Source organism: Wielerella bovis, assembly GCF_022354465.1.
In the GTDB taxonomy this organism is placed as follows: Bacteria; Pseudomonadota; Gammaproteobacteria; order Burkholderiales; family Neisseriaceae; genus Wielerella; species Wielerella bovis.
The window spans coordinates 61,750-82,833 of the sequence record NZ_CP092361.1; the positions used below are offsets into that span (position 1 = coordinate 61,750).

35 protein-coding genes are annotated in these 21,084 nt (G+C 43.0%); 1 reads left to right on the forward strand and 34 read right to left on the reverse strand.

Going from position 1 to position 21,084, the window contains the following annotated elements; all coding sequences use genetic code 11:
* Positions 1-51: 51 nt before the first annotated feature.
* The 23 genes from MIS45_RS00330 to pdxH form a co-directional block, all read right to left on the reverse strand.
* The gene (locus tag MIS45_RS00330) at positions 52-717 is read right to left on the reverse strand and encodes a hypothetical protein (RefSeq protein WP_249450653.1); all 666 of its coding nucleotides are present in this window, start codon (positions 715-717) and stop codon (positions 52-54) included.
* An 82-nt stretch (positions 718-799) separates the two neighbouring features.
* A complete protein-coding gene (rplQ, locus tag MIS45_RS00335; protein ID WP_249446958.1) occupies positions 800-1,168 on the reverse strand; it encodes a 50S ribosomal protein L17 in 369 nt (122 codons plus the stop codon).
* Between the two features lie 27 nt (positions 1,169-1,195).
* Positions 1,196-2,182 carry a DNA-directed RNA polymerase subunit alpha gene (locus tag MIS45_RS00340; RefSeq protein WP_249442701.1) on the reverse strand — a complete coding sequence of 329 codons (987 nt, stop codon included), beginning with the start codon at positions 2,180-2,182 and terminating at the stop codon, positions 1,196-1,198.
* 25 nt (positions 2,183-2,207) lie between these two features.
* Positions 2,208-2,828, reverse strand: coding sequence for a 30S ribosomal protein S4 (rpsD, locus tag MIS45_RS00345; protein WP_249450654.1), 621 nt, complete (start codon positions 2,826-2,828; stop codon positions 2,208-2,210).
* A gap of 10 nt (positions 2,829-2,838) precedes the next feature.
* A complete protein-coding gene (gene rpsK, locus MIS45_RS00350; protein ID WP_002216249.1) occupies positions 2,839-3,234 on the reverse strand; it encodes a 30S ribosomal protein S11 in 396 nt (131 codons plus the stop codon).
* A gap of 18 nt (positions 3,235-3,252) precedes the next feature.
* Positions 3,253-3,615, reverse strand: coding sequence for a 30S ribosomal protein S13 (gene rpsM / locus MIS45_RS00355; protein ID WP_249444189.1), 363 nt, complete (start codon positions 3,613-3,615; stop codon positions 3,253-3,255).
* A 155-nt stretch (positions 3,616-3,770) separates the two neighbouring features.
* Positions 3,771-3,884: a 50S ribosomal protein L36 gene (gene rpmJ / locus MIS45_RS00360; protein WP_249450655.1), complete on the reverse strand. Its 114-nt coding sequence runs from the start codon at positions 3,882-3,884 to the stop codon at positions 3,771-3,773.
* 24 nt (positions 3,885-3,908) lie between these two features.
* A complete protein-coding gene (gene infA / locus MIS45_RS00365) occupies positions 3,909-4,127 on the reverse strand; it encodes a translation initiation factor IF-1 (RefSeq protein WP_003788578.1) in 219 nt (72 codons plus the stop codon).
* A gap of 24 nt (positions 4,128-4,151) precedes the next feature.
* Positions 4,152-5,447 (reverse strand): preprotein translocase subunit SecY, encoded by a 1,296-nt coding sequence (secY, locus tag MIS45_RS00370; protein ID WP_249444190.1) that lies wholly within the window; start codon positions 5,445-5,447, stop codon positions 4,152-4,154.
* A gap of 10 nt (positions 5,448-5,457) precedes the next feature.
* Positions 5,458-5,895 (reverse strand): 50S ribosomal protein L15, encoded by a 438-nt coding sequence (gene rplO, locus MIS45_RS00375; RefSeq protein ID WP_249444191.1) that lies wholly within the window; start codon positions 5,893-5,895, stop codon positions 5,458-5,460.
* A 1-nt stretch (position 5,896) separates the two neighbouring features.
* Complete coding sequence (gene rpmD / locus MIS45_RS00380) at positions 5,897-6,082, reverse strand: 50S ribosomal protein L30 (RefSeq protein ID WP_249442706.1); 186 nt, start codon at positions 6,080-6,082, stop codon at positions 5,897-5,899.
* Positions 6,075-6,593 (reverse strand): 30S ribosomal protein S5, encoded by a 519-nt coding sequence (gene rpsE / locus MIS45_RS00385; protein ID WP_249442707.1) that lies wholly within the window; start codon positions 6,591-6,593, stop codon positions 6,075-6,077. The genes rpmD and rpsE overlap by 8 nt, the downstream gene beginning before the upstream one ends.
* Positions 6,594-6,613: 20 nt before the next feature.
* Positions 6,614-6,967: a 50S ribosomal protein L18 gene (rplR, locus tag MIS45_RS00390; protein WP_249442708.1), complete on the reverse strand. Its 354-nt coding sequence runs from the start codon at positions 6,965-6,967 to the stop codon at positions 6,614-6,616.
* 14 nt (positions 6,968-6,981) lie between these two features.
* On the reverse strand, positions 6,982-7,515 hold the full coding sequence (rplF, locus tag MIS45_RS00395; RefSeq protein ID WP_249450656.1) for a 50S ribosomal protein L6: 534 nt from the start codon (positions 7,513-7,515) through the stop codon (positions 6,982-6,984).
* A gap of 15 nt (positions 7,516-7,530) precedes the next feature.
* Positions 7,531-7,923, reverse strand: a complete 393-nt coding sequence (gene rpsH / locus MIS45_RS00400) for a 30S ribosomal protein S8 (RefSeq protein ID WP_249442710.1) — start codon at positions 7,921-7,923, stop codon at positions 7,531-7,533.
* 14 nt (positions 7,924-7,937) lie between these two features.
* Complete coding sequence (rpsN, locus tag MIS45_RS00405) at positions 7,938-8,243, reverse strand: 30S ribosomal protein S14 (protein WP_249442711.1); 306 nt, start codon at positions 8,241-8,243, stop codon at positions 7,938-7,940.
* Positions 8,244-8,245: 2 nt separating this feature from the next.
* The gene (rplE, locus tag MIS45_RS00410) at positions 8,246-8,785 is read right to left on the reverse strand and encodes a 50S ribosomal protein L5 (RefSeq protein WP_249442712.1); all 540 of its coding nucleotides are present in this window, start codon (positions 8,783-8,785) and stop codon (positions 8,246-8,248) included.
* 2 nt (positions 8,786-8,787) lie between these two features.
* Positions 8,788-9,123, reverse strand: coding sequence for a 50S ribosomal protein L24 (gene rplX / locus MIS45_RS00415; RefSeq protein ID WP_249450657.1), 336 nt, complete (start codon positions 9,121-9,123; stop codon positions 8,788-8,790).
* A 12-nt stretch (positions 9,124-9,135) separates the two neighbouring features.
* The gene (gene rplN / locus MIS45_RS00420) at positions 9,136-9,504 is read right to left on the reverse strand and encodes a 50S ribosomal protein L14 (protein ID WP_027022366.1); all 369 of its coding nucleotides are present in this window, start codon (positions 9,502-9,504) and stop codon (positions 9,136-9,138) included.
* Positions 9,505-10,090: 586 nt separating this feature from the next.
* Positions 10,091-11,149 (reverse strand): alanine racemase, encoded by a 1,059-nt coding sequence (gene alr / locus MIS45_RS00425; protein ID WP_249450658.1) that lies wholly within the window; start codon positions 11,147-11,149, stop codon positions 10,091-10,093.
* A gap of 83 nt (positions 11,150-11,232) precedes the next feature.
* Positions 11,233-12,363, reverse strand: a complete 1,131-nt coding sequence (locus MIS45_RS00430; protein ID WP_249450659.1) for a M20 metallopeptidase family protein — start codon at positions 12,361-12,363, stop codon at positions 11,233-11,235.
* 118 nt (positions 12,364-12,481) lie between these two features.
* Complete coding sequence (locus MIS45_RS00435; RefSeq protein ID WP_249450660.1) at positions 12,482-12,760, reverse strand: DUF3079 domain-containing protein; 279 nt, start codon at positions 12,758-12,760, stop codon at positions 12,482-12,484.
* Positions 12,761-12,834: 74 nt separating this feature from the next.
* The gene (pdxH, locus tag MIS45_RS00440; protein ID WP_249442717.1) at positions 12,835-13,467 is read right to left on the reverse strand and encodes a pyridoxamine 5'-phosphate oxidase; all 633 of its coding nucleotides are present in this window, start codon (positions 13,465-13,467) and stop codon (positions 12,835-12,837) included.
* 195 nt (positions 13,468-13,662) lie between these two features.
* On the opposite strand from pdxH, the gene hemA reads away from it, so the two are divergent.
* The gene (gene hemA / locus MIS45_RS00445; protein ID WP_249443864.1) at positions 13,663-14,910 is read left to right on the forward strand and encodes a glutamyl-tRNA reductase; all 1,248 of its coding nucleotides are present in this window, start codon (positions 13,663-13,665) and stop codon (positions 14,908-14,910) included.
* A 342-nt stretch (positions 14,911-15,252) separates the two neighbouring features.
* Here the strand turns inward: hemA and rpsQ are convergent, their stop codons facing one another.
* From rpsQ to MIS45_RS00500, 11 genes are all read right to left on the reverse strand, one after another.
* The gene (gene rpsQ, locus MIS45_RS00450) at positions 15,253-15,516 is read right to left on the reverse strand and encodes a 30S ribosomal protein S17 (RefSeq protein WP_249442718.1); all 264 of its coding nucleotides are present in this window, start codon (positions 15,514-15,516) and stop codon (positions 15,253-15,255) included.
* Positions 15,516-15,707: a 50S ribosomal protein L29 gene (gene rpmC, locus MIS45_RS00455; protein WP_249442719.1), complete on the reverse strand. Its 192-nt coding sequence runs from the start codon at positions 15,705-15,707 to the stop codon at positions 15,516-15,518. The genes rpsQ and rpmC overlap by 1 nt, the downstream gene beginning before the upstream one ends.
* The gene (gene rplP, locus MIS45_RS00460; RefSeq protein ID WP_249442720.1) at positions 15,707-16,123 is read right to left on the reverse strand and encodes a 50S ribosomal protein L16; all 417 of its coding nucleotides are present in this window, start codon (positions 16,121-16,123) and stop codon (positions 15,707-15,709) included. The genes rpmC and rplP overlap by 1 nt, the downstream gene beginning before the upstream one ends.
* A complete protein-coding gene (gene rpsC / locus MIS45_RS00465; RefSeq protein ID WP_249442721.1) occupies positions 16,107-16,808 on the reverse strand; it encodes a 30S ribosomal protein S3 in 702 nt (233 codons plus the stop codon). The genes rplP and rpsC overlap by 17 nt, the downstream gene beginning before the upstream one ends.
* Positions 16,809-16,817: 9 nt before the next feature.
* Positions 16,818-17,147, reverse strand: a complete 330-nt coding sequence (gene rplV, locus MIS45_RS00470; protein ID WP_249442722.1) for a 50S ribosomal protein L22 — start codon at positions 17,145-17,147, stop codon at positions 16,818-16,820.
* A gap of 8 nt (positions 17,148-17,155) precedes the next feature.
* On the reverse strand, positions 17,156-17,434 hold the full coding sequence (gene rpsS / locus MIS45_RS00475) for a 30S ribosomal protein S19 (protein WP_009119027.1): 279 nt from the start codon (positions 17,432-17,434) through the stop codon (positions 17,156-17,158).
* 5 nt (positions 17,435-17,439) lie between these two features.
* Positions 17,440-18,273, reverse strand: a complete 834-nt coding sequence (gene rplB, locus MIS45_RS00480; protein WP_249442723.1) for a 50S ribosomal protein L2 — start codon at positions 18,271-18,273, stop codon at positions 17,440-17,442.
* 2 nt (positions 18,274-18,275) lie between these two features.
* On the reverse strand, positions 18,276-18,590 hold the full coding sequence (rplW, locus tag MIS45_RS00485) for a 50S ribosomal protein L23 (RefSeq protein ID WP_179655859.1): 315 nt from the start codon (positions 18,588-18,590) through the stop codon (positions 18,276-18,278).
* Complete coding sequence (gene rplD, locus MIS45_RS00490; protein WP_249446972.1) at positions 18,587-19,207, reverse strand: 50S ribosomal protein L4; 621 nt, start codon at positions 19,205-19,207, stop codon at positions 18,587-18,589. The genes rplW and rplD overlap by 4 nt, the downstream gene beginning before the upstream one ends.
* Positions 19,207-19,854, reverse strand: coding sequence for a 50S ribosomal protein L3 (gene rplC / locus MIS45_RS00495; RefSeq protein ID WP_249450661.1), 648 nt, complete (start codon positions 19,852-19,854; stop codon positions 19,207-19,209). Before rplC ends, rplD begins: the two co-directional genes overlap by 1 nt.
* A 302-nt stretch (positions 19,855-20,156) precedes the next feature.
* Entirely contained in the window at positions 20,157-20,729 is a 573-nt protein-coding gene (locus tag MIS45_RS00500) for a porin family protein (protein ID WP_249444202.1), read from the reverse strand.
* Positions 20,730-21,084: the final 355 nt, after the last annotated feature.

Consider the following 21,084-nt stretch of genomic DNA (forward strand, 5'->3'; position numbering starts at 1 on the left):
CAGCCTGAAAACGGTACAGAGTTTGTACCGTTTTTTGTTTTTCAGGCTGCCTTATGCGGCAAGACTTGGATGTAATAATCCCAATTGTTTTAACAATAGAATTAATAAGATGATACAGACAAAATACACCAAAATTCCTATTAACAACACAATAATCGGTTTAAGCCAACTTTTGTATTCATACACATTATCCAATTCATTACGCACAAAATTAAGTTGTTCCCGACCCAGCAAACCGAACCAACACGCCCACACAAATACTGCCACCATAACGGACAGAAGTGGAGATACAACCATGCCTGTTACGCTGCTTACCAGCACCATCAACAAAGCAAGTGCAATCAAACCCCATACCACGTATAAATTAAATTGAGCATCCGCATCTTCGCCGATTTCGCGCCAATTCATCGCCACCAACCACGCACCAAAAATGGGAGAAAAGATGAGTGCCAGCAGCATAATGATTTCAGGCTGCCATAATTGCAGGATAGATTGCTCGGCTTCATTTTCCACAAGTCCATCAATCTGAAAAAATTCAGGATAAACTTCTTGGAGCTTGGCATCGTATCGCACACGAACATCAGCTACCAACAACCATGCTTGTATGGCTTGGATAATTTTAGGTTCAAGTTGTGCTTGCTTACTGATTAAGGCAGCCTGAATTTCTGCTTCGGAAGCAGTCGGTAAAATATCCAATTTTTGATAGAGATTAATCATATCTGCGTATCCTAAACATAAAAAACCGAACTGAATTCAGCTCGGTTTTCTGATACAAATCTATGATTTGCAAGTATCTTACTTATTCGGCAGCAGCTTTATCAACTAACTCAACCAAAGCCATTGGCGCATTATCGCCAGCACGGAAGCCACATTTCAAAATGCGAACATAACCACCATTGCGAGTAGCGAAACGTGTACCCAAATCGTCAAACAATTTCACCACCACATCGCGGTCACGAGTACGGTCAAATGCCAAACGACGGTTAGCCAAAGAAGGTTTTTTACCCAAAGTAATCAAGGGTTCAACCACACGACGTAACTCTTTTGCTTTTGGCAAAGTAGTTACAATCGTTTCGTGAGTTAATAAAGAGTTTGCCATATTACGCAACATTGCAGCACGGTGGCTACTAGTGCGATTCAATTTGCGGTTACCATTACGATGACGCATGTCATAATCCTTTAATAATCTTAAAGCTTAGGGCTTTTCCAAGCCAGCGGGAGGCCATGATTCCAGCTTAGAACCCAAAGTTAAACCTTTAGAAGCCAAAACCTCTTTGATCTCATTCAAAGATTTACGACCTAAGTTAGGCGTTTTTAACAACTCTGTTTCAGTGCGTTGAATCAAATCACCAATATAATAAATATCCTCTGCCTTCAAACAGTTTGCTGAACGAACGGTCAATTCTAAATCATCAACTGGACGCAACAATACTGGGTCAATTGGAGGGGCTTTTTCTTCTTCAACTTCGGCAGGTGTACCTTCCAAATCAGCGAAGATGGACATTTGGTCAATTAAAATACGCGCTGCTGTACGAACTGCTTCTTCTGGGTCAATAGCTCCATTGGTTTCTATATCCAAAATTAAACTATCTAAGTCAGTACGTTGTTCTACACGAGCTGCTTCAACATCAAAACTAACACGGCTAATGGGCGAAAAGCTCGCATCCAATTGAATAGCACCAATCTTATTTTGTTCCTTCGCATTACGACGACCAGAAACAGTTTGGTAACCACGACCCTGCTCAACTTTAACTTCCATTTCAATGCTGCCATTATCAGCCAAATGGCATAAAACTTGTTCTGGATTGATGATCTCAACATCATGTGGCAATTCAAAATCACCAGCAATAACAGGACCAGAACCTGTTTTTTTCAAAGAAATGACTGCCTCAGTACGAGCGCCTTGCAACTTGAATACAATCCCTTTTATATTCAACAAAATATCTACAACATCTTCTTGAACACCGTCAAGAGTTGAATATTCATGCAAAACACCTGTAATTGTTACTTCTGTAGGAGCAAAGCCATTCATGGATGACAGTAAGATACGACGCAAAGCATTACCTAATGTATGCCCAAAACCACGTTCAAACGGTTGCATTGAAACTTTGGCGCGAGTGGCAGACAGAGTATCCACATCAATTTGACGAGGTTTCAAAAATTCGGTTGTGCTGTTTTGCATTTAACTGTCCCTCACTGTGCTAGCATTATTTAGAGTAGAACTCTACCACCAGCTGTTCATTAATATCGCTGTACAATTCAGCGCGGTCAGGTACATTTTTGAAAGTACCTTCCATTTTATTCACATCAACAGAAACCCAACTTGGCATACCAATTTGCGTTGCCAAACCTAAAGCTTCTTGAATGCGTACTTGTTTTTTTGCTTTTTCGCGCACTGCCACCACATCACCTACTTTCACTTGGAAAGAAGGAATGTTCACCACTTGACCATTTACGGTCAGAGCTTTGTGTGAAACCAGTTGGCGCGCTTCAGCGCGAGTAGAGGCGAAACCCATGCGGTACACCACATTATCCAAACGAGATTCCAACAGTTGCAGCAACAATTCGCCAGTAGAGCCTTTACGGCGATCAGCTTCCGCAAAATAGCGACGGAATTGACGCTCCAACACACCATAAATGCGACGAATTTTTTGTTTTTCGCGTAATTGCAACCCGTAGTCAGACAAGCGAGGTTTTTTTGCGCCATGTTGACCAGGTGCAGATTCCATTTTACATTTAGATTCCAAAGAGCGACGTGCGCTTTTCAGATACAAATCCGTGCCTTCGCGGCGAGCCAATTTACATTTTGGGCCAATATAACGTGCCATGCTTTACTCCTTAAATACGACGCTTTTTAGGCGGACGGCAACCGTTGTGTGGCAACGGAGTAACATCGGTAATGCTGGTAATTTTGAAACCCAGAGCATTGAGCGCACGCACAGAAGATTCGCGACCAGGCCCTGGTCCTTTAATGCGAACTTCTAAATTTTTCACGCCATACTCTTGGGCAACTTTACCAGCGGCTTCTGCTGCAACTTGGGCAGCGAAAGGTGTACTTTTACGAGAACCTTTAAACCCCGCACCGCCAGAGGTAGCCCAAGACAATGCATTGCCTTGACGGTCAGTGATTGTAATGATGGTATTGTTGAAAGATGCATGAACATGCACAATACCTTCACTCACGGTTTTGCGTACTTTTTTGCGTACACGTGAGGCTGTGTTTGCTTTAGCCATCAATTAATTCCTTAAAAATTATTTTTTACCAGCAATCGCTTTGCGTGGACCTTTGCGAGTACGCGCATTTGTGCGAGTACGTTGACCGCGACAAGGCAAACCGCGACGATGACGGAAACCACGATAGCAGCCCATGTCAATCAAGCGTTTGATGTTCATAGTAACTTCACGACGCAAGTCACCTTCTACTTCGTATTTGGCAACTTGTTCACGCAAAGCATCTAATTGAGACTCATCCAAATCTTTGACTTTAGTGCTGGGCACAATGCCAGCCGCTTCGCAAATGTTTTTAGCACGAGTCGCGCCAATACCGTAAATGGCTTGTAAACCAATAACGATATGGGCATTGTTGGGGATATTTACCCCTGCAATACGAGCCATATTTTTTCCTTAAAGGGCAAAAGTTTGTCACTATACCACAAAAATCAAAATTACGTTATTACACAAATATTATGTATGCTTTTCAGGCTGCCTGAAAGATTGTTTTTAAAAGAAATTTTCTTTTAAAACCATACACCATATTGGTGCAAATGCCATTAACCTTGACGCTGTTTGTGACGAGGATCAGTACAAATGACGCGAACTACGCGATTACGACGAATCACTTTACAGTTGCGACAAATGGGTTTTCCTGAAGGTTGTACACGCATGATTACTTCCTTGTAACAACGAGTTTATCGAGCTCTGAAAACAATGCGAGCGCGAGTCAAATCATAAGGTGTCATTTCTACCGTCACTTTATCACCAGGTGAAATACGGATGTAATGCATACGCATTTTACCTGAAATATGACCCAACACTTCGTGTCCGTTTTCGAGTTTTACTTTAAAAGTTGCATTAGGCAAAGTTTCCAAAATCTCACCTTGCATCTGAATGGTATCTTCTTTAGCCATAGTTACTTACATATAAAGAAAGGATTATGCATCTGATTTCTTAATCAAATATTCATATTGCTGCGTCATTTGATAAGAAGCTATTTGCGTTTTAAAGTCCATCGTAATCACAACTAAAATCAATAACGATGTTCCACCTAAATAAAATGGAATACCAAGGGTACTAGTTAATAATTCAGGAATTAAACAAACTATTGTAATATACAATGCGCCAAATAAAGTTAAGCGCAATACGACTTTCTCTAAATAACGAGCAGTATATTCACCAGGACGAATACTCGGAATAAACGCACCACTTTTTTTCAAATTTTCTGACATTTCTTTTGGACTAAAAGTTAATGCCGTATAAAAATAACAAAAAAAGATTATTGTTGCTGCAAACAAGGCAATATAAATAGGTTGACCATGTTGCAACCAACCAGCTATCTTATTAAGTAATCCAGTTGGATTAGAACCACCAAACCAACCAGCAAACATACCTGGAAACATAATAATACTTGACGCAAAAATTGGAGGAATAACCCCTGCCATATTTAATTTAAATGGCATATGTGTATTTTGAGCCTGTATTACTTGCCGTTTAGCATATTGGATTGGCACCTTACGCAAAGCACTTTCAATAAATACAACAGCATAAGTTAATAGCAAAACACCTAAAACCAATCCTATCACTACTAATGGATTAATTGCATTCTGACTAACCAATGCAATTAATTGAACGATACCCGATGGAATACCAGCCACAATCCCTGCCGAAATGAGCAAAGAGATACCATTACCAATACCACGCTCTGTTATCTGCTCCCCTAGCCACATTAAAAACATTGTCCCACCAACTAAACAAGTTACGGTAGATACAAAAAATTCAAATTGACTAGTAATCACAACATTTTGATGATAAATAAAGCTTGCAACACCAAAACTTTGGGCAGCTGCTAAAAACACTGTACCTATTCGTGTATACTTTGTAATGATTTTGCGACCAGCCTCACCTTCCTTCTTTAAAGCTTTTAGAGAAGGAACTATTTCCCCTGCCAGTTGCATAATAATAGAGGCAGAAATGTAGGGCATGATACCGATAGCAAAAATACTAAAACGTTCAAGGGAGCCACCTGAAAACATGTTTAACATGCCTAAGATGCCACTCCCTGCAACGTTCTGGTACAATTTAGCTAGAGCGGCTGCATCTACACCTGGAACAGGAACATGTGCACCAATACGAAATACAATCAGTGCACTGAGCAAAAACATTAAACGCTTACGCAAATCAGGATTGCTCCATAATTTTGCTTTTCCTGATGAAGAGAGTTGAGTAGCCACTACTGTCGCCTTATTCTTCTACTTTGCCACCAGCAGCTTCAATCGCAGCTTTTGCACCTTTAGTGGCTTTAATACCGCCTTTCAAGGTAACCACTTTGTTCAGGCTGCCTGAAGCGATGATTTTCACCGTTTGTGCATTCGCAGCAACCAAGCCAGCTTGTTTCAAAATCAATACATCAATTTCATCAACGGCTACAGCATTCAATTCGCTCAAACGAACTTCAGCGTTGAAAGCAGCAGTCAATGAGTTGAAACCGCGTTTGGGCAAACGGCGTTGCAAAGGCATTTGACCACCTTCAAAGCCGACTTTATGGAAACCACCCGCACGGCTTTTTTGACCTTTATGACCGCGACCGCCTGTTTTACCGATACCACTACCGATACCACGACCGACACGGCGTACTGCATGGGTTGCACCTTCAGCAGGCTGAATCGTATTCAAAAACATATTAATCCTCCACTTTCAACAAGTAGCTGATTTTGTTAATCATGCCACGGTTCGCAGGGGTATCTAATACTTCAACAGTATGCTCACGACGACGTAAACCTAAACCACGTGCACAAGCACGATGCGATTCAATTGTACCAATCAAGCTTTTTGTCAAAGTTACTTTAATCTTTTTTTGCTCAGTCATGGTTTGCTCCCAAGATTTCTTCTACGGTCAAACCACGTTTTGCAGCGATGTCCGCAGGTGTGTACAATTTAGACAAACCATCCAAAGTTGCGCGAACAATGTTGTAAGGATTAGTAGAACCGTGTACTTTTGCAGAAATGTTATGCACACCCAAAGCATCAAATACCAAGCGCATCGGACCACCCGCTTTCACACCGCTACCTTCTTTTGCAGGCTGCATGAAAACACGGGTTGCACCATGTTTGCCAATCACTTCGTGATGAATTGTACCGTTTTTCAAAGGTACGCGAATCATATTACGGCGTGCTTGATCCATTGCTTTTTGTACAGCAACAGGCACTTCACGAGATTTGCCTTTACCCATACCAATGCGACCATCGCCATCACCTACTACGGTCAAAGCGGAGAACGCCATAATGCGACCACCTTTAACCACTTTGGTTACGCGATTGACAGCAACCATTTTTTCAATCAAGCCATCGCCACGTTCTTCTGTTTCATGTTTTGCCATTTTGGTCTCCAAAATCTTTCTTAGAAGCTCAAACCGTTTTCACGGGCAGCCTCAGCCAAAGCTTTCACGCGACCGTGATATTGAAAACCTGAACGGTCAAAAGCCACTTTCTCAATGCCAGCCGCTTTGGCTTTTTCAGCAATGCGTTTGCCAACAACAGTTGCGGCTTCAACGTTACCACCTGATTTCAGGCTGCCACGCACTTCTGCTTCAACAGTAGAGGCAGAAGCCAACACTTTGTCGCCTTCAGCACTGATGATTTGAGCATAAATATGGCTGTTGGTGCGGAACACGCACAAACGCACCATTTTCAAATCTGCGATACGCGCACGGGTTTTGCGTGCACGGCGCAATCTTGCGATTTTTTTATTCATGGTTACAGCCTCAATTATTTCTTCTTAGCTTCTTTCATGACCACCACTTCGCCAACATAGCGAACACCTTTACCTTTATAAGGCTCAGGCGGACGGAAAGCACGAATTTCAGCAGCTACTTGACCGACAGCTTGTTTGTCTGCACCAGTCAAAACGATTTCAGTTTGAGAAGGTGTCGCAACACTCACACCCTCAGGCATCTCATAGTTTACAGGATGAGAGAAACCCAAAGACAAATTCAAAGTTTTGCCTTGTGCTTGTGCGCGATAACCCACACCAATCAATTGCAATTTTTTCTCAAAACCCTCAGATACGCCTTTAACCATATTGGCAACCAAAGCGCGAACTGTGCCAGACATGGCAGCAGCATGCTTGCTTTCATTTGCCACAGCAAAAGTCAACTGACCATCGGTCAATTCTACTTTTACATCACCTTTCAAGGGCAAAGACAAAACGCCATTTTTACCTTTTACGATCAATGCATCTGTTCCGATATTTACTTCTACGCCAGCAGGAACAGTTACTGGATTTTTCGCTACGCGAGACATCGTTAAACGCTCCTATTAGGCAACAATACACAGCAACTCGCCACCAATACCAGCAGCGCGCGCTTTACGGTCAGTCATCACACCTTTTGAAGTGCTGACAATGGCAACGCCCAAACCGTTCATCACAGCAGGGATTTCATCAGAGCCTTTGTAAACACGCAAACCTGGGCGTGAAACACGTTTAATCTGTTCAATTACAGGGCGACCTGCATAGTATTTCAAGTTAATGGACAACACAGGTTTCGCATCAGCAGATACAGAAAAATCTTCGATATAACCTTCTTCTTTCAAAACTTTTGCGATGGCGCATTTCAATTTTGAAGAAGGCATTGCTACGACAACTTTGTTAGAGCGTTGCGCGTTGCGAATGCGGGTCAACATATCGGAAATAGGATCATGCATACTCATTTTTTCTACTCCTATTACCAAGAGGCTTTAATCACGCCGGGAATCGCACCACGCATGGCAATTTCACGAATTTTAATGCGACCCAAACCAAATTTACGGAATACACCGCGTGGACGCCCTGTAATTGCGCAACGACGACGTTGACGCACTGGAGCAGCATTACGAGGAATGGATTGCAACTTCAAACGTGCTTCAAAACGCTCTTCATCAGTTGCATTTGAATCATTGATAACGGCAAAAATCGCCGCGCGTTTGGCTGCATATTTTTTTGCCAATGCCACACGCTTTGCATCACGATTAATAAGTGCTTTTTTCGCCATGATTAACCTTTAAATGGGAATTTAAACAATGACAACAAAGCTTTCGCTTCTTCGTCCGTTTTCGCAGTAGTGGTAATAGTGATATTCAAACCGCGCAACGCATCAATTTTATCATACTCAATTTCTGGGAAAATGATTTGTTCGCGCACACCCATATTGTAGTTACCACTACCATCAAAAGATTTGCCACTCACACCACGGAAGTCGCGTACACGAGGCAAAGCAATCGTTACCAAACGATCCAAAAATTCAAACATGCGCTCACGACGCAATGTTACTTTACAACCAACTGGATAGTTATCACGGATTTTAAAGCCTGCGATTGATTTACGAGCTACAGTTACTACAGGTTTCTGACCTGCAATTTTTTGCAAATCAGACACAGCATGCTCCATCACTTTTTTATCAGCAACCGCTTCACCAACACCCATATTCAAAGTAATTTTTTCAATACGAGGCACTTCCATGATAGATTTGTAACCAAATTGTTTCATCAACTCAGGCACAACAGTGTTTTTGTAATATTCTTGTAAACGCGCCATGATTAAGCTCCACGATTAGCAGGCACTTCTGCACCATTTGATTTAAATACGCGAACACGCTTTACCTTGCCCTCGCCTTCAATCAATTTAATACCAACACGGTCTGCTTTTTTGGTTTCAGGATTAAAAATGGCTACATTAGAAATCGCCAAAGGCATTTCTTTGTTGATAATACCACCTTCAACACCACGCATAGGATTAGGTTTTTGGTGACGTTTTACAACGTTAACACCTTCCACAACCACCTTATCACCCAATACGCGAACAACCTGACCTTGTTTACCTTTATCCTTACCAGCAATTACGATTACTTGGTCACCTTTAATGATTTTGTTCATTGTCTGCCTTCCTTATAGCACTTCGGGTGCCAATGAAACAATTTTCATAAAACGTTCGCCACGCAATTCGCGGGTTACTGGTCCAAAAATACGAGTCCCCATAGGCTCTAACTTATTGTTCAACAACACAGCCGCATTGTTGTCAAATTTAATTAATGCGCCATCAGGACGACGAATACCTTTTGCAGTACGAACCACAACCGCATTGTAAACATCACCCTTTTTAACGCGCCCACGAGGAGCAGCATCTTTAACTGCTACTTTAATAATGTCGCCAACATTAGCGTAGCGACGCTTGGAGCCACCTAAAACTTTGATACACATCACACGGCGCGCACCAGAGTTATCAGCAACATCCAAGATGGTCTGCATTTGAATCATGTTAAATAACCTTAAAAAAATCCAACTTAATTTACCACTTTCAAACTACCTAAAATATCTAAATTCTCAATTTTTAGATTAGCATGAAACCTACAATGGTTCTAGTAAACCAGTCTTGGCCCCAAAGGGAAGATGCTCTGTAATAGAGCTAAATTGAAGTCGCGTAGTATAATCATATTTTCAAATTAATGCAAGAATTTATTGAAAATATTTTTACCTACAATTCCAACAAACCTAACAATCTCTCAAAAAGCAATCCTATTCACTAACACAGATAGGATTGCCTATCCTTATCTCAAGTTAAGTTATATAGTCATTTAAAATAATACCGCATGGTCAGTTCTCTTGTGTACTTAAATTTATACGCCACGATAGCTGCTACCTTGTCTTAGCTTCTATTTTAAGCGACTACATTTTGAAAGGTGCATACTATAGTGGATTCAATTTAAATCAGGACAAGGAGACAGCAACCGCCATGTACACATAGTACATAAGGAAGCTGGCAACGCTGTACTGGTTTAAATTGAATTCACTATAAATACCTTTCAGGCTGCCATAAATTTGGCTAGATTTTAATCTAAGCATTTCATCTTGAATAAACACGCTTCGCGCGTTTTATATTGCATAAAATCTCATAAGGAATCGTCCCTGCTACATGGGCGACTTCATTAATATTGACCATATCCCCAAATAATTCTACTTCTGCTCCTACACCTACCTGACTGCTATTTAACTCAACTGTCAGCATATCCATAGAAATCCGACCGATTAAGCGAGAACGTACGCCATTAATTGCAACAGGCGTATCTGTGCCAGCACGGCGCGGATAACCATCAGCATATCCGCCCGCCACTAATCCAACGCGCGTAGAACGTTTGGTATAAAAACTTGCTCCGTAACCAATTGGCTCGTGTGGCTGCAAAACGCGCTCGGCAAATACTTTGCTGCTTAATCGCATCACAGGTTTCAGGCTGCCTGATAATTTGCCAAATGGGTCAATACCATACAATGCTAAACCTGCGCGCCCCCAATCGCGGTGTGTTTCTGCATAATCCAACATGGCAGCTGAATTGGCAACGCTTTCCTCGCCTGCCAAACCTTCGCAACCTAAATCAAACGCTTCCATTTGCATTTCCGTCATGCCACGGTCGGCATCATCAGCGCACGCCAAATGGGTCATTTTCACAATTTTGGCTACTTTGGGATTTTGTTTCAATGCGGTGTAAGCTGCCGCATAATTATGTGGAAAAAATCCTGAACGATGCATACCACTGTCCATTTTCAACCAAACGGTTACAGGTTTCTGCCAATCATATGCCAATAATTCTTCCAATTGTGATTGTTGATGAACCGCTGTCCACAAATCATAACGCTCAACAGATGCATATTCGGCAGCCTGAAAAACACCTTCCAAAACCACAATCGGCTTGGTAATGCCATTTACGCGCAATTCTATGGCTTCATCTACAAACGCAACGGCAAAACCATCTGCAATATCGTGTAACGCATGAGCACATTGTACTGCACCGTGTCCATAGGCATTGGATTTAACAACAGCTAATAATTTGTTTCCATGAATATTTTTTAGAATTTGATAATTTTCACGCAAATAATTTAAACGAATTTCGCATACTAATGGTCGCATAGACAGTCCTTTCAGGCAGCCTGAAAATAGGGAATAAAAAATTTTCAGGCTGCCTTATCAACCAAATGCAGCCTGAAACATCATTACAAAATGTGTTTGGATTGAATTAAAGACATAAATGTTTTCACACCGACTTCAATCAATTCATCAGGAAAATCAAAATTATAAGTATGTAAAGGTGGCGCATTTTCGCCATTACCTAAAAACAGCATCGCCCCTGTTACGCATTGTAAGAAATAACCGAAATCTTCCGAAGCACGGAAAAATTCAGGCAATTCTTTGATAGGCTGCCCAACGGTTTGACACGATTGCCAAATTTTTTCTACCGCCGCATCGTGATTCACGGTGGCGGGGAAATAATCCTGCTCATCGGTATGGAAAATAATCCCTTGTTGTTCCGACATTTCACGCGCTGCATCCACAATCAAGCGTTCTAATTTAGCTAAATCATGGTCGTGATAGGCGCGAATGGTTAAACGCAACACGCCATCGCCAGCCGCCACGCCAAACGCGGCTTCACCAACTTCCACATGAACAATCGTGCAACGGATAAAATCATCAAATAAAGTTTCATCTGATTGAATTTGCTCAATTTTTTGAATCAATTTCGCAATGGTGTAGGCAGGATTGATGCCGTTTTCAGGCTGGCTGGCGTGTGCATTTTTGCCTTTGAAATACAAACTCAATCCTTTGGAAGTTAAGCAAATCGTGCCTTTTTTCAGCGATACGGTTTTGAATGGCTCGCTGGGATAATTGTGGTAGGCATAAAATTCGCTGATATTTTGCTCGTCAAATACGGATAAACAAGATTTCGCGCCTTGCCCTGTTTCTTCGGCAGGCTGAAACAGGAAAATAACCGAACGTTCAGGCTGCACGCGTTCCACTTCCAATGCCAAAGCGCATAAAGTTGCTGAATGCCCATCGTGTCCACATTTGTGTCCCACACCTGCGTATTGCGAGCGATGGGGCGCGTCAATTTCGTCTTCAATCGGCAGCGCATCAAAATCGGCACGGAATGCAATCGCAGACGCATCGCTTGTGCCTGTATAAACAGCGTAAAAATAATGATTGTGGTCAATGAGTTGCAAAGATGTGTGTTCACGCAAAAAATCCATCAAGCGTTGTTTTGTCCACGTTTCCTGACCCGATAATTCAGGATGCGCGTGCAATTCATGGCGCAGCGCAATACATAAATTCAAATGTTCGGCTTGCATAAGGGTTTCCTGTGAAATGATATAGATGGGCGTGATTGTATGCTTTACGCGCTTCAAGTTCAATCATCAATGTTTTCAGGCTGCCTATTGATTTGAAAAGGCAGCCTGAAAACGATGATTAACGACGATTTAATGGTAATTTAATATGCGGTTTAACGGTTTTGCTTGCCACAGGTTCAGCTTTGGGCGCGATTAAACCCAATTCCATTTGTTGCTCTTCGCTTAAAACACCACTCCAATCGCCCGTTTTGTACCAATCTTCGCCGTCCAATTCACTTGGATGTTGGATACGTTCGCTGCCGTTGCCGCACGCCAAATCGTCATCTTTGCAATATTTATCGCAGCCCCAACAAATACGTTCAGGGCGTTTGGGGAAAATGGGAAATTTTTTAGCCATATGTGTTCCATTGTTTTTTTGATTATTTTTTCAGGCTGCCTATTTATTTAAGATAAGGCAGCCTGAAAACAATTTTAAGGTGCCAATCTTTCTTTTTTCCAAATATTATTTTCTAAATAATACGAAATGCGGTCATGCAAACGACTGGGTCTGCCTTGCCAAAATTCCACTCGTTCAGGTACAACCAAATAACCGCCCCAATGCGGTGGGCGTGGCACATGCAAAGGATGTTTCGCACCAAACATGGCAGCGCGTGCCACAATGATTTGCTTGTTGGCAATCGGCTGACTTTGCTCACTTGCCCATGCTCCCACACGGCTTGTATAGGGACGGCTATCAAAATATTCGTCCGACAAATGTGCCGCCAGTTTTTCCACACGCCCTTCAACGCGCACTTGTCGCTCCAATTCTGCCCAGAAAAATGTCAGCGCAACAAAAGGATTAACCGCCAAATCCTGCCCCTTGCGGCTCAAATAATTGCTGAAAAACACAAAACCCTGCTCGTTTACTTCTTTGAGCAACAACACCCGATTACTTGGGCGACCTTGTGCATCAGCCGTTGCAACATTCATCGCGGTGGGTTCAGGCACTTTTGCCGCCATCGCCTCGTTGAGCCATACTTCAAATTGCGCCAATGGATTGTCCAAACATTGTTTTTTGGATAACTCTCGTTTACTGTATTCCTGCCTAATGCCATGTAAATCCATATTCCCACCTACAAATATGCTTGAAAGATTAGGATTATAGTCTCCATCTTCATTGTGCACCAGTTTTCAGGCTGCCTTATCATTGATTTGAGATATATTCTCATTTAATAAACAAAATCTTAAATAATTTAACGAGCGTTAATTTTTTGCTATAATCCAATTAATTCATAAAAATATCAATCACAAACCACTATGATGAAACTCACTGTTATTGGGCTCAATCACCAAACTGCGCCCTTGAATATTCGTGAAAAATTGGCATTTTCTGCTGCCAATTTATCCGAAGCCGTTCGCGACTTAAACGTGAACGTTGCTGCTGAAGCCGTTATCTTATCCACTTGCAATCGTACCGAATTATATTGTGTAGGCGATGCTGATATCATCATAGATTGGTGGGCAAATTCGCGTGGCGTGGCGGTTGCTGATATTCGTCCATATTTGTATGTATTAGGTTGCAGCGAAACCATTCGTCATGCGTTTCGTGTGGCTTGTGGCTTGGACAGCATGGTTTTGGGTGAACCACAAATTTTAGGACAAATGAAAGAAGCGGTTCGTATTGCGCGTGAACAAGATGGCGTTAGCACGTGGCTCAACGCGCTGTTTCAACGCACATTTGCCGCTGCGAAAGAAGTACGCAGTTTAAGTGGTGTGGGTGATAATGTTGTGTCTATGGCAAGCGCAGCGGTGCGTATGGTGGAACAAACTTTGGGCGATATCGGCAGCTTGAATGTATTGTTTGTGGGTGCGGGCGAAATGAACGAAAACGTGGCGACTTATTTTGCCGCACGTCAGCCCAAAAGTTTGATGATTGCCAATCGCACTTTGACACGCGCCGCGCATTTGTGTAGCAAATTAGGTCATGGCGCACAAGCGTGTAAATTAGATGTGTTGCCTGAAATTTTGACACGTTATGATGTCATCATCGCGTGTACAGGCAGCGAAACGCCATTGATTACAGCAGATATGTTTCAGGCTGCATTAGGTAAGCCATTATTTATGTTAGATTTGGCGGTACCGCGTAATATTGCAGCAGATGTAGCGGATATTGATAGCGTGATGCTGTACACAGTAGATGATATGGCAGAACGTGTGGCGAGCGGCAAAGAAGCGCGTGCGTTGGCAGCAGCACAAGCAGAAACGATGGTGCAAGAAAAAGTTGGCGAATTTGTGGCGTGGCAGCAAAGTCGTCAGCGTGTGCCTTTGATTTGTGCTTTGCGCGATGAAGGCGAGCGAGCGCGTCAACAAGTATTGAACAATGCTTTGCGTCAATTAGCGAAAGGCACCCCCCCTGAAGAAGTATTGGAGCGTTTGTCAGTACAATTAACCAATAAATTATTGCATTCACCCACTCGTGCGCTGAATAAGGCAGATACGCACGATGCACATGTAGTTAAAGCATTAGCAGAAGTGTATCATTTACAGCGTTCCACCACAGTTAATTAAACCATTGAAATAGGCAGCCTGAAACCTTTACAAAACTCAGTCATAGAGGTGGATTTCATACTCATAATTTAAAAATATTTAAATTTATTAATAATTTAAAAATATAGTGGATTCAATTTAAATCAGGACAAGGCGACAGCGACCGCCGTGTACAATAGTACATAAGAGAGCTGGCAACGCTGTACTGGTTTAGTGAATTCACTATAGAAGACTATCAAATCCGCTCTCGCATCCATTGAAGCAAAGGTTTTGATTCAGCACTAACACAAATTTCAAACCAATATTTAAAAAGCGAAGTTTACAGAAATCTGCAAACTTCGCTTTTGATTTATTTACTGTAAATTAAACAGTACGCGCTTTTTCAACCAGCTCTTTCACAACCCAAGATTTGGTTTTAGACAATGGGCGAGATTCTTCAATCACCACCACGTCGCCAATACCATATTGGTTTTGCTCATCATGAGCGTGGATTTTGGTAGAGCGGCGAACAATTTTACCGTACAAAGGGTGTTTTACTTTGCGTTCAACCAATACGGTAACGGTTTTGTCCATTTTATCGCTTACCACTTTGCCTTGCAAAGTACGAATGGTTTTTTCAGTACTCATTATTTAGCACCTTTCTCAGCGATGATGGTTTTCACACGAGCGATGTCGCGGCGCACTTGTTTGATTTGGCTGGTTTGACCCAACTGACCCGTTGCGTGCTGCATACGCAAACCGAATTGTTGTTTCAGCAAATCTGCCAAAACTTGATTCAGTTCTGCCACTGATTTTTCTTTCAATTCATTGGCTTTCATTATTTACCCACCTGTCTTGTTACGAAAGTGGTCGCAATGGGCAATTTGGCAGCCGCCAACGCAAACGCTTCACGCGCCAACGATTCGGCTACACCGTCCATTTCATACAACACTTTACCGGGTTGGATTTCAGCAACGTAGTATTCCACAGAACCTTTACCGCCACCCATACGAACTTGGATTGGTTTAGCAGTAATCGGTTTGTCGGGGAATACGCGAATCCAAATGCGACCACCACGTTTGATGTGGCGCGTCATCGCACGACGTGCTGCTTCAATTTGACGAGCGGTCAAACGACCACGCGCCACCGCTTTCAAACCAAAGTCGCCAAAGCTAACAGTGTTACCGCGTGTGGCGATACCTGTGTTGCGACCTTTATGTTGTTTGCGGTATTTCAGTCTAGTTGGCTGCAGCATTGCGACCTCCTTTGCGGTTATTGCGGCGGTTTTCGCGTTGTTCAGGCTGCGCTTGAACTTGACCTACTTCGCCTTTGTATACCCACACTTTCAAGCCCAAGATACCGTAAGTGGTCAAGGCTTCGCTGGTAGCGTAATCCACATCAGCGCGCAAAGTGTGCAAAGGTACACGACCTTCACGATACCATTCGCTACGCGCAATGTCCGCACCGTTCAAACGACCAGACACCATGATTTTGATGCCTTTTGCGCCAGCGCGCATTGCGTTTTGCATAGAGCGTTTCATCGCACGGCGGAATTGAACACGTTTTTCCAATTGTTGAGCGATACCGTCAGCAATCAGTTGTGCGTCCAATTCAGGTTTGCGGATTTCTTCAATGTTCACATGAACCGCAACGCCGAGCAATTTTTCCAAATCGCGTTTCAACACTTCAATGTCTGCGCCTTTTTGACCAATTACCACACCAGGGCGGGCAGTATGAATGGTAATGCGCGCAGATTTAGCAGGACGCTCAATCACGACACGGCTCACAGAAGCGTTTGCCAAGCGTTTACGCAAATAGTCACGTACATCAATATCTTGTTTCAAAACGGCGGCAAATTCGGTGCTTTTCGCAAACCATTTTGAAGACCAGTCTTTATTGACTGCCAGTCGGAAACCAACTGGATGAATTTTTTGTCCCATGGTTATTCCTTAGTTGCCTACCACCACATTGATGTGGCAAGTTTGTTTTTCAATACGGTTGCCGCGACCTTTGGCACGAGCTTGGAAACGTTTCAGGCTAGGACCTTTGTCCACGAAAATCGTTACGACTTTCAATTCGTCAATGTCCGCACCGTTGTTGTGTTCGGCATTGGCGATGGCAGATTCCAAAACTTTTTTAATCAATTCCGCGCCTTTTTTAGGGCTGAATGTCAAAATGTTCAAGGCTTGGGCAACGTCTTTACCGCGAATCATGTCAGCCACCAAACGGGCTTTTTGTGCAGAAATGCGGGCGTTGTTATGTTGTGCAGTTACTCTCATGTTTCACCTTATTTTTTCTTGGCTTTTTTGTCAGCCAAATGACCTTTAAAGGTACGGGTCAATGAGAACTCACCCAATTTATGACCAACCATGTTGTCGCTGATGAAAACAGGCACATGTGTGCGACCGTTGTGTACAGCGATGGTCAAACCGATAAAATCAGGCAAAATGGTAGAACGGCGCGACCAAGTTTTAATTGGACGCTTGTCGTTGTTCGCACGAGCCGCATCTACTTTTTTCAATAAGTGCAGGTCAACGTATGGACCTTTTTTCAATGAACGAGCCATGTTAATTAACCTTTGTTAGAGTAGCGGCGGCGAACAATCATGTTGTCCGTGCGTTTGTTGTTGCGAGTGCGGTAACCCTTAGCAGGTGTACCCCATGGGCTAACAGGTTCACGCGCTTCGCCTGTGCGACCTTCACCACCACCATGTGGGTGGTCTACTGGGTTCATCACAACACCGCGTACTGTTGGGCGGATACCGCGCCAACGGTTTGCACCTGCTTTACCGATTTTTTTCAGGCTTTGCTCTTCGTTGCCCACTTCACCGATGGTTGCACGGCAATCAACGTGAATGCGGCGAACTTCGCCAGAACGCAAACGCACTTGCGCGTAAATGCCTTCTTTTGCCAACAATACGGCAGAAGCACCAGCAGAACGTGCAATTTGCGCGCCTTTACCTGGTTTCATTTCAATGCAGTGAATGGTCGTACCAACAGGAATGTTGCGAATAGGCAAAGTGTTACCCACTTTAATCGCAGCTTCCGAACCGCTTACCAATACCGCGCCAGCTTGAATGCCGCGTGGAGCGATGATGTAACGGCGTTCACCGTCTGCATAGCACAACAATGCGATGTGTGCAGTGCGGTTTGGGTCGTATTCAATGCGTTCTACTTTTGCAGGGATACCGTCTTTATTGCGTTTGAAGTCAATCACACGGTAATGGTGTTTATGACCACCACCTTTATGGCGAGTGGTAATGTGACCATTGTTGTTGCGACCTGCGGTAGAGTTTTGTTTTTCCAACAAAGGTGCATAAGCCGCGCCTTTGTACAAACCTTCTGTTACCACGCGAACCATGCCGCGACGACCAGCAGAAGTTGGCTTCATTTTGATAATCGCCATGCTTATTCCTTATCTGCAGCGGCTGCGGCTGCTTCCAAATCCAGCTCTTGACCTGCAACCAAGCTCACATAGGCTTTTTTCACATCGCTGCGGCGACCCAAAGTGCGACCGAAGCGTTTGGTTTTGCCTTTGGTCGTGGTGGTCGTTACAGAAGCAACCTGAACATTAAACAACAATTCTACTGCTGCTTTGATTTCGGTTTTGGTTGCGTCTTTCAATACTTTGAAAACCATTTGGTTGCGTTTTTCAGCCAGCATATTGCTTTTTTCTGAAACAATAGGTGCCAAAATCACTTTCATCAAACGTTCTTGATTCATACCCATTGCTCCTCTAATTGTGCAACTGCCTCTTTAGTCAGCACCACTTTTTTGTAGCGCAACAAGCTGTATGGGTCAGTTTGCGTGGCTTCCAACACCAATACATTTGGCAAATTGCGTGAAGACAAGTACACGTTTTCGTCCAATTGTTTGGTGATGAACAAAACTTGCTCCAAGCCCAAGTTTTTCACTTGCTCGGCAAATTCTTTGGTTTTGGGCGTAGCGGCAGACAGGCTGTCAATCACAAACAAACGCTCATCACGAACCAATTGAGACAAAATGGTCGCCATACCAGCGCGGTACATTTTGCGGTTGATTTTTTGTGAGAAGTTTTCATCGGGTTTGTTTGGGAACGCACGACCACCTTTGCGCCACAATGGAGACGAAGTCATACCAGAACGAGCACGACCTGTACCTTTTTGACGCCAAGGTTTTTTGGTAGAGTGTTTCACTTCGGCACGGGTTTTTTGAGCGCGGTTGCCAGAACGGGCATTCGCCAAATAAGCCGTAACCAGTTGGTGAACCAACGCTTCGTTGTATTCACGCGCAAACAAGGCATCAGAACCAGCCACACTGCCTGAAACTTGACCTTGTGCATTAATCAGTTTCAATTCCATTACGCACCTGCTTTCTTCACGCTGTGGCGAACCACCACATTGCTGTTTGCCGCACCGGGAACTGCGCCTTTAACCAGCAACAAATTGCGTTCCACATCCACGCGGATGATTTCCAAATGTTGCACGGTAGATTGGGTGTTACCGTATTGACCTGCCATGCGTTTACCAGGGAACACGCGACCAGGGTCTTGTGCCATACCGATAGAACCAGGAACGCGGTGCGAACGGGAGTTACCGTGAGAAGTGCGTTGTGCGCCGAAATTGTGGCGTTTGATTGTGCCAGAGAAGCCTTTACCTTTAGACGTGCCAGTTACATCAACCAACTGACCCGCTTGGAACAATTCCACGGTAATCACATCGCCAGCTTTCAATTCAGCCGCTTTTTCTTCAGAAACCACAAACTCGTGCAAACCACGACCAGCTTCTACGCCAGCTTTGGCGAAATGACCTGCTTCGGGTTTATTCACACGATTTGCTTTTTTCTGACCAAAGGTAACTTGTACGGCTGTGTAGCCATCAGTTTCTTTGGTTTTTACTTGGGTAACGCGATTGGCGGTTAACTCTAACACAGTTACAGGAATAGAAACACCCTGCTCTGTGAATACGCGAGTCATGCCAATTTTGCGTCCAACCAGACCTAAAGCCATGATTTTTTCCTTGTTAATTTAAGGGATTGCCTACGATTGGGCAATCTTTCGGACATAAAAATAAACTTGGTATTGCTACCAAGTCTGCTACTATAACATGCTTTCCAGCTGAAAGACAAGAAAAACTTTTTATTTCAAATGGAAATGAGGATTTTCTAGTCTTCAGGCAGCCTGAAAAGATTTCGTTCACAATGAATAAAATTTGCTCAAGCTAGCATCATCACAAAACTTAACTTTTAGATATTTTTAATTTTAAAAAGGGCGGAGATAAAACCCGCCCTTACATCAGTTTAAAAAATGAATTATTTAAAGCGATACGCTATACCTACATTGAATGCGTTACCCGACAATTTATCATCACCTTTTTTTAAACGGCTGCGAACATATTCCGCACCCATCTCGATACTATCGGTTATGGCATATTTCGCACCCACACCCACACCAAACCCACTATAGCGTTTTGAAAAGCCTTTTCCGGATTCAGTGTCCAAAAACGCCAATTTACTGTTTTGGTATTCTGCTTTCACATAAGGCATCAAATCGGATGTTACACGATAGCCTTGTGCATAACCAATGCTGTAACGGTCTTTTTGTTTAACATTGCCTGAAAAGTCTTCGTTCTCTTTCAAAATGGTAGCTGAGTTCAACTTGGAACGCAATTCCACAACACCAACAAAATTATTGCCATAATCAAAGCCTACATCGCTTTTCAAAACCACGCTACCTGAATTTTTGCTGCTCAAACCACCTACTTTATCTTTGTATTTGGTGGTTTCAATATCCAAACCCACACTTGTACCTGTAAATTTGCCAGCAGCCATTGCACCTGTAGACAAAGTTGCAGCCAAAATCGCCAAGATTAATTTCTTTTTCATATAGAACTTTCCTTAAATGCAAGTAAAAAAGCAAGTGAATTTAAACGCATTATAATAGATTTACTTTATAACTGGAAAGTCCAAAATCTGGTAATTTAGCTTAATTTATTTTACTTAACTTTAATGTCGTATTTTTTAACAAACCCACATTTACAGGTTGGTGCCATCAGTTGAATATTTGCATCCGATAAATCTTGTGAACTCATCGGAAAATGACCAGATACAACTATCTGATCTAGCCATATTTTCAGGCTGCCTATTCTTTAAGTAGTGGTTTAAAATAAAGTGTACCATGATGTACATGGCAGTCGCTGCCACTCTATTTTAATTTTAGCCAGTTATAACTCCATATTTG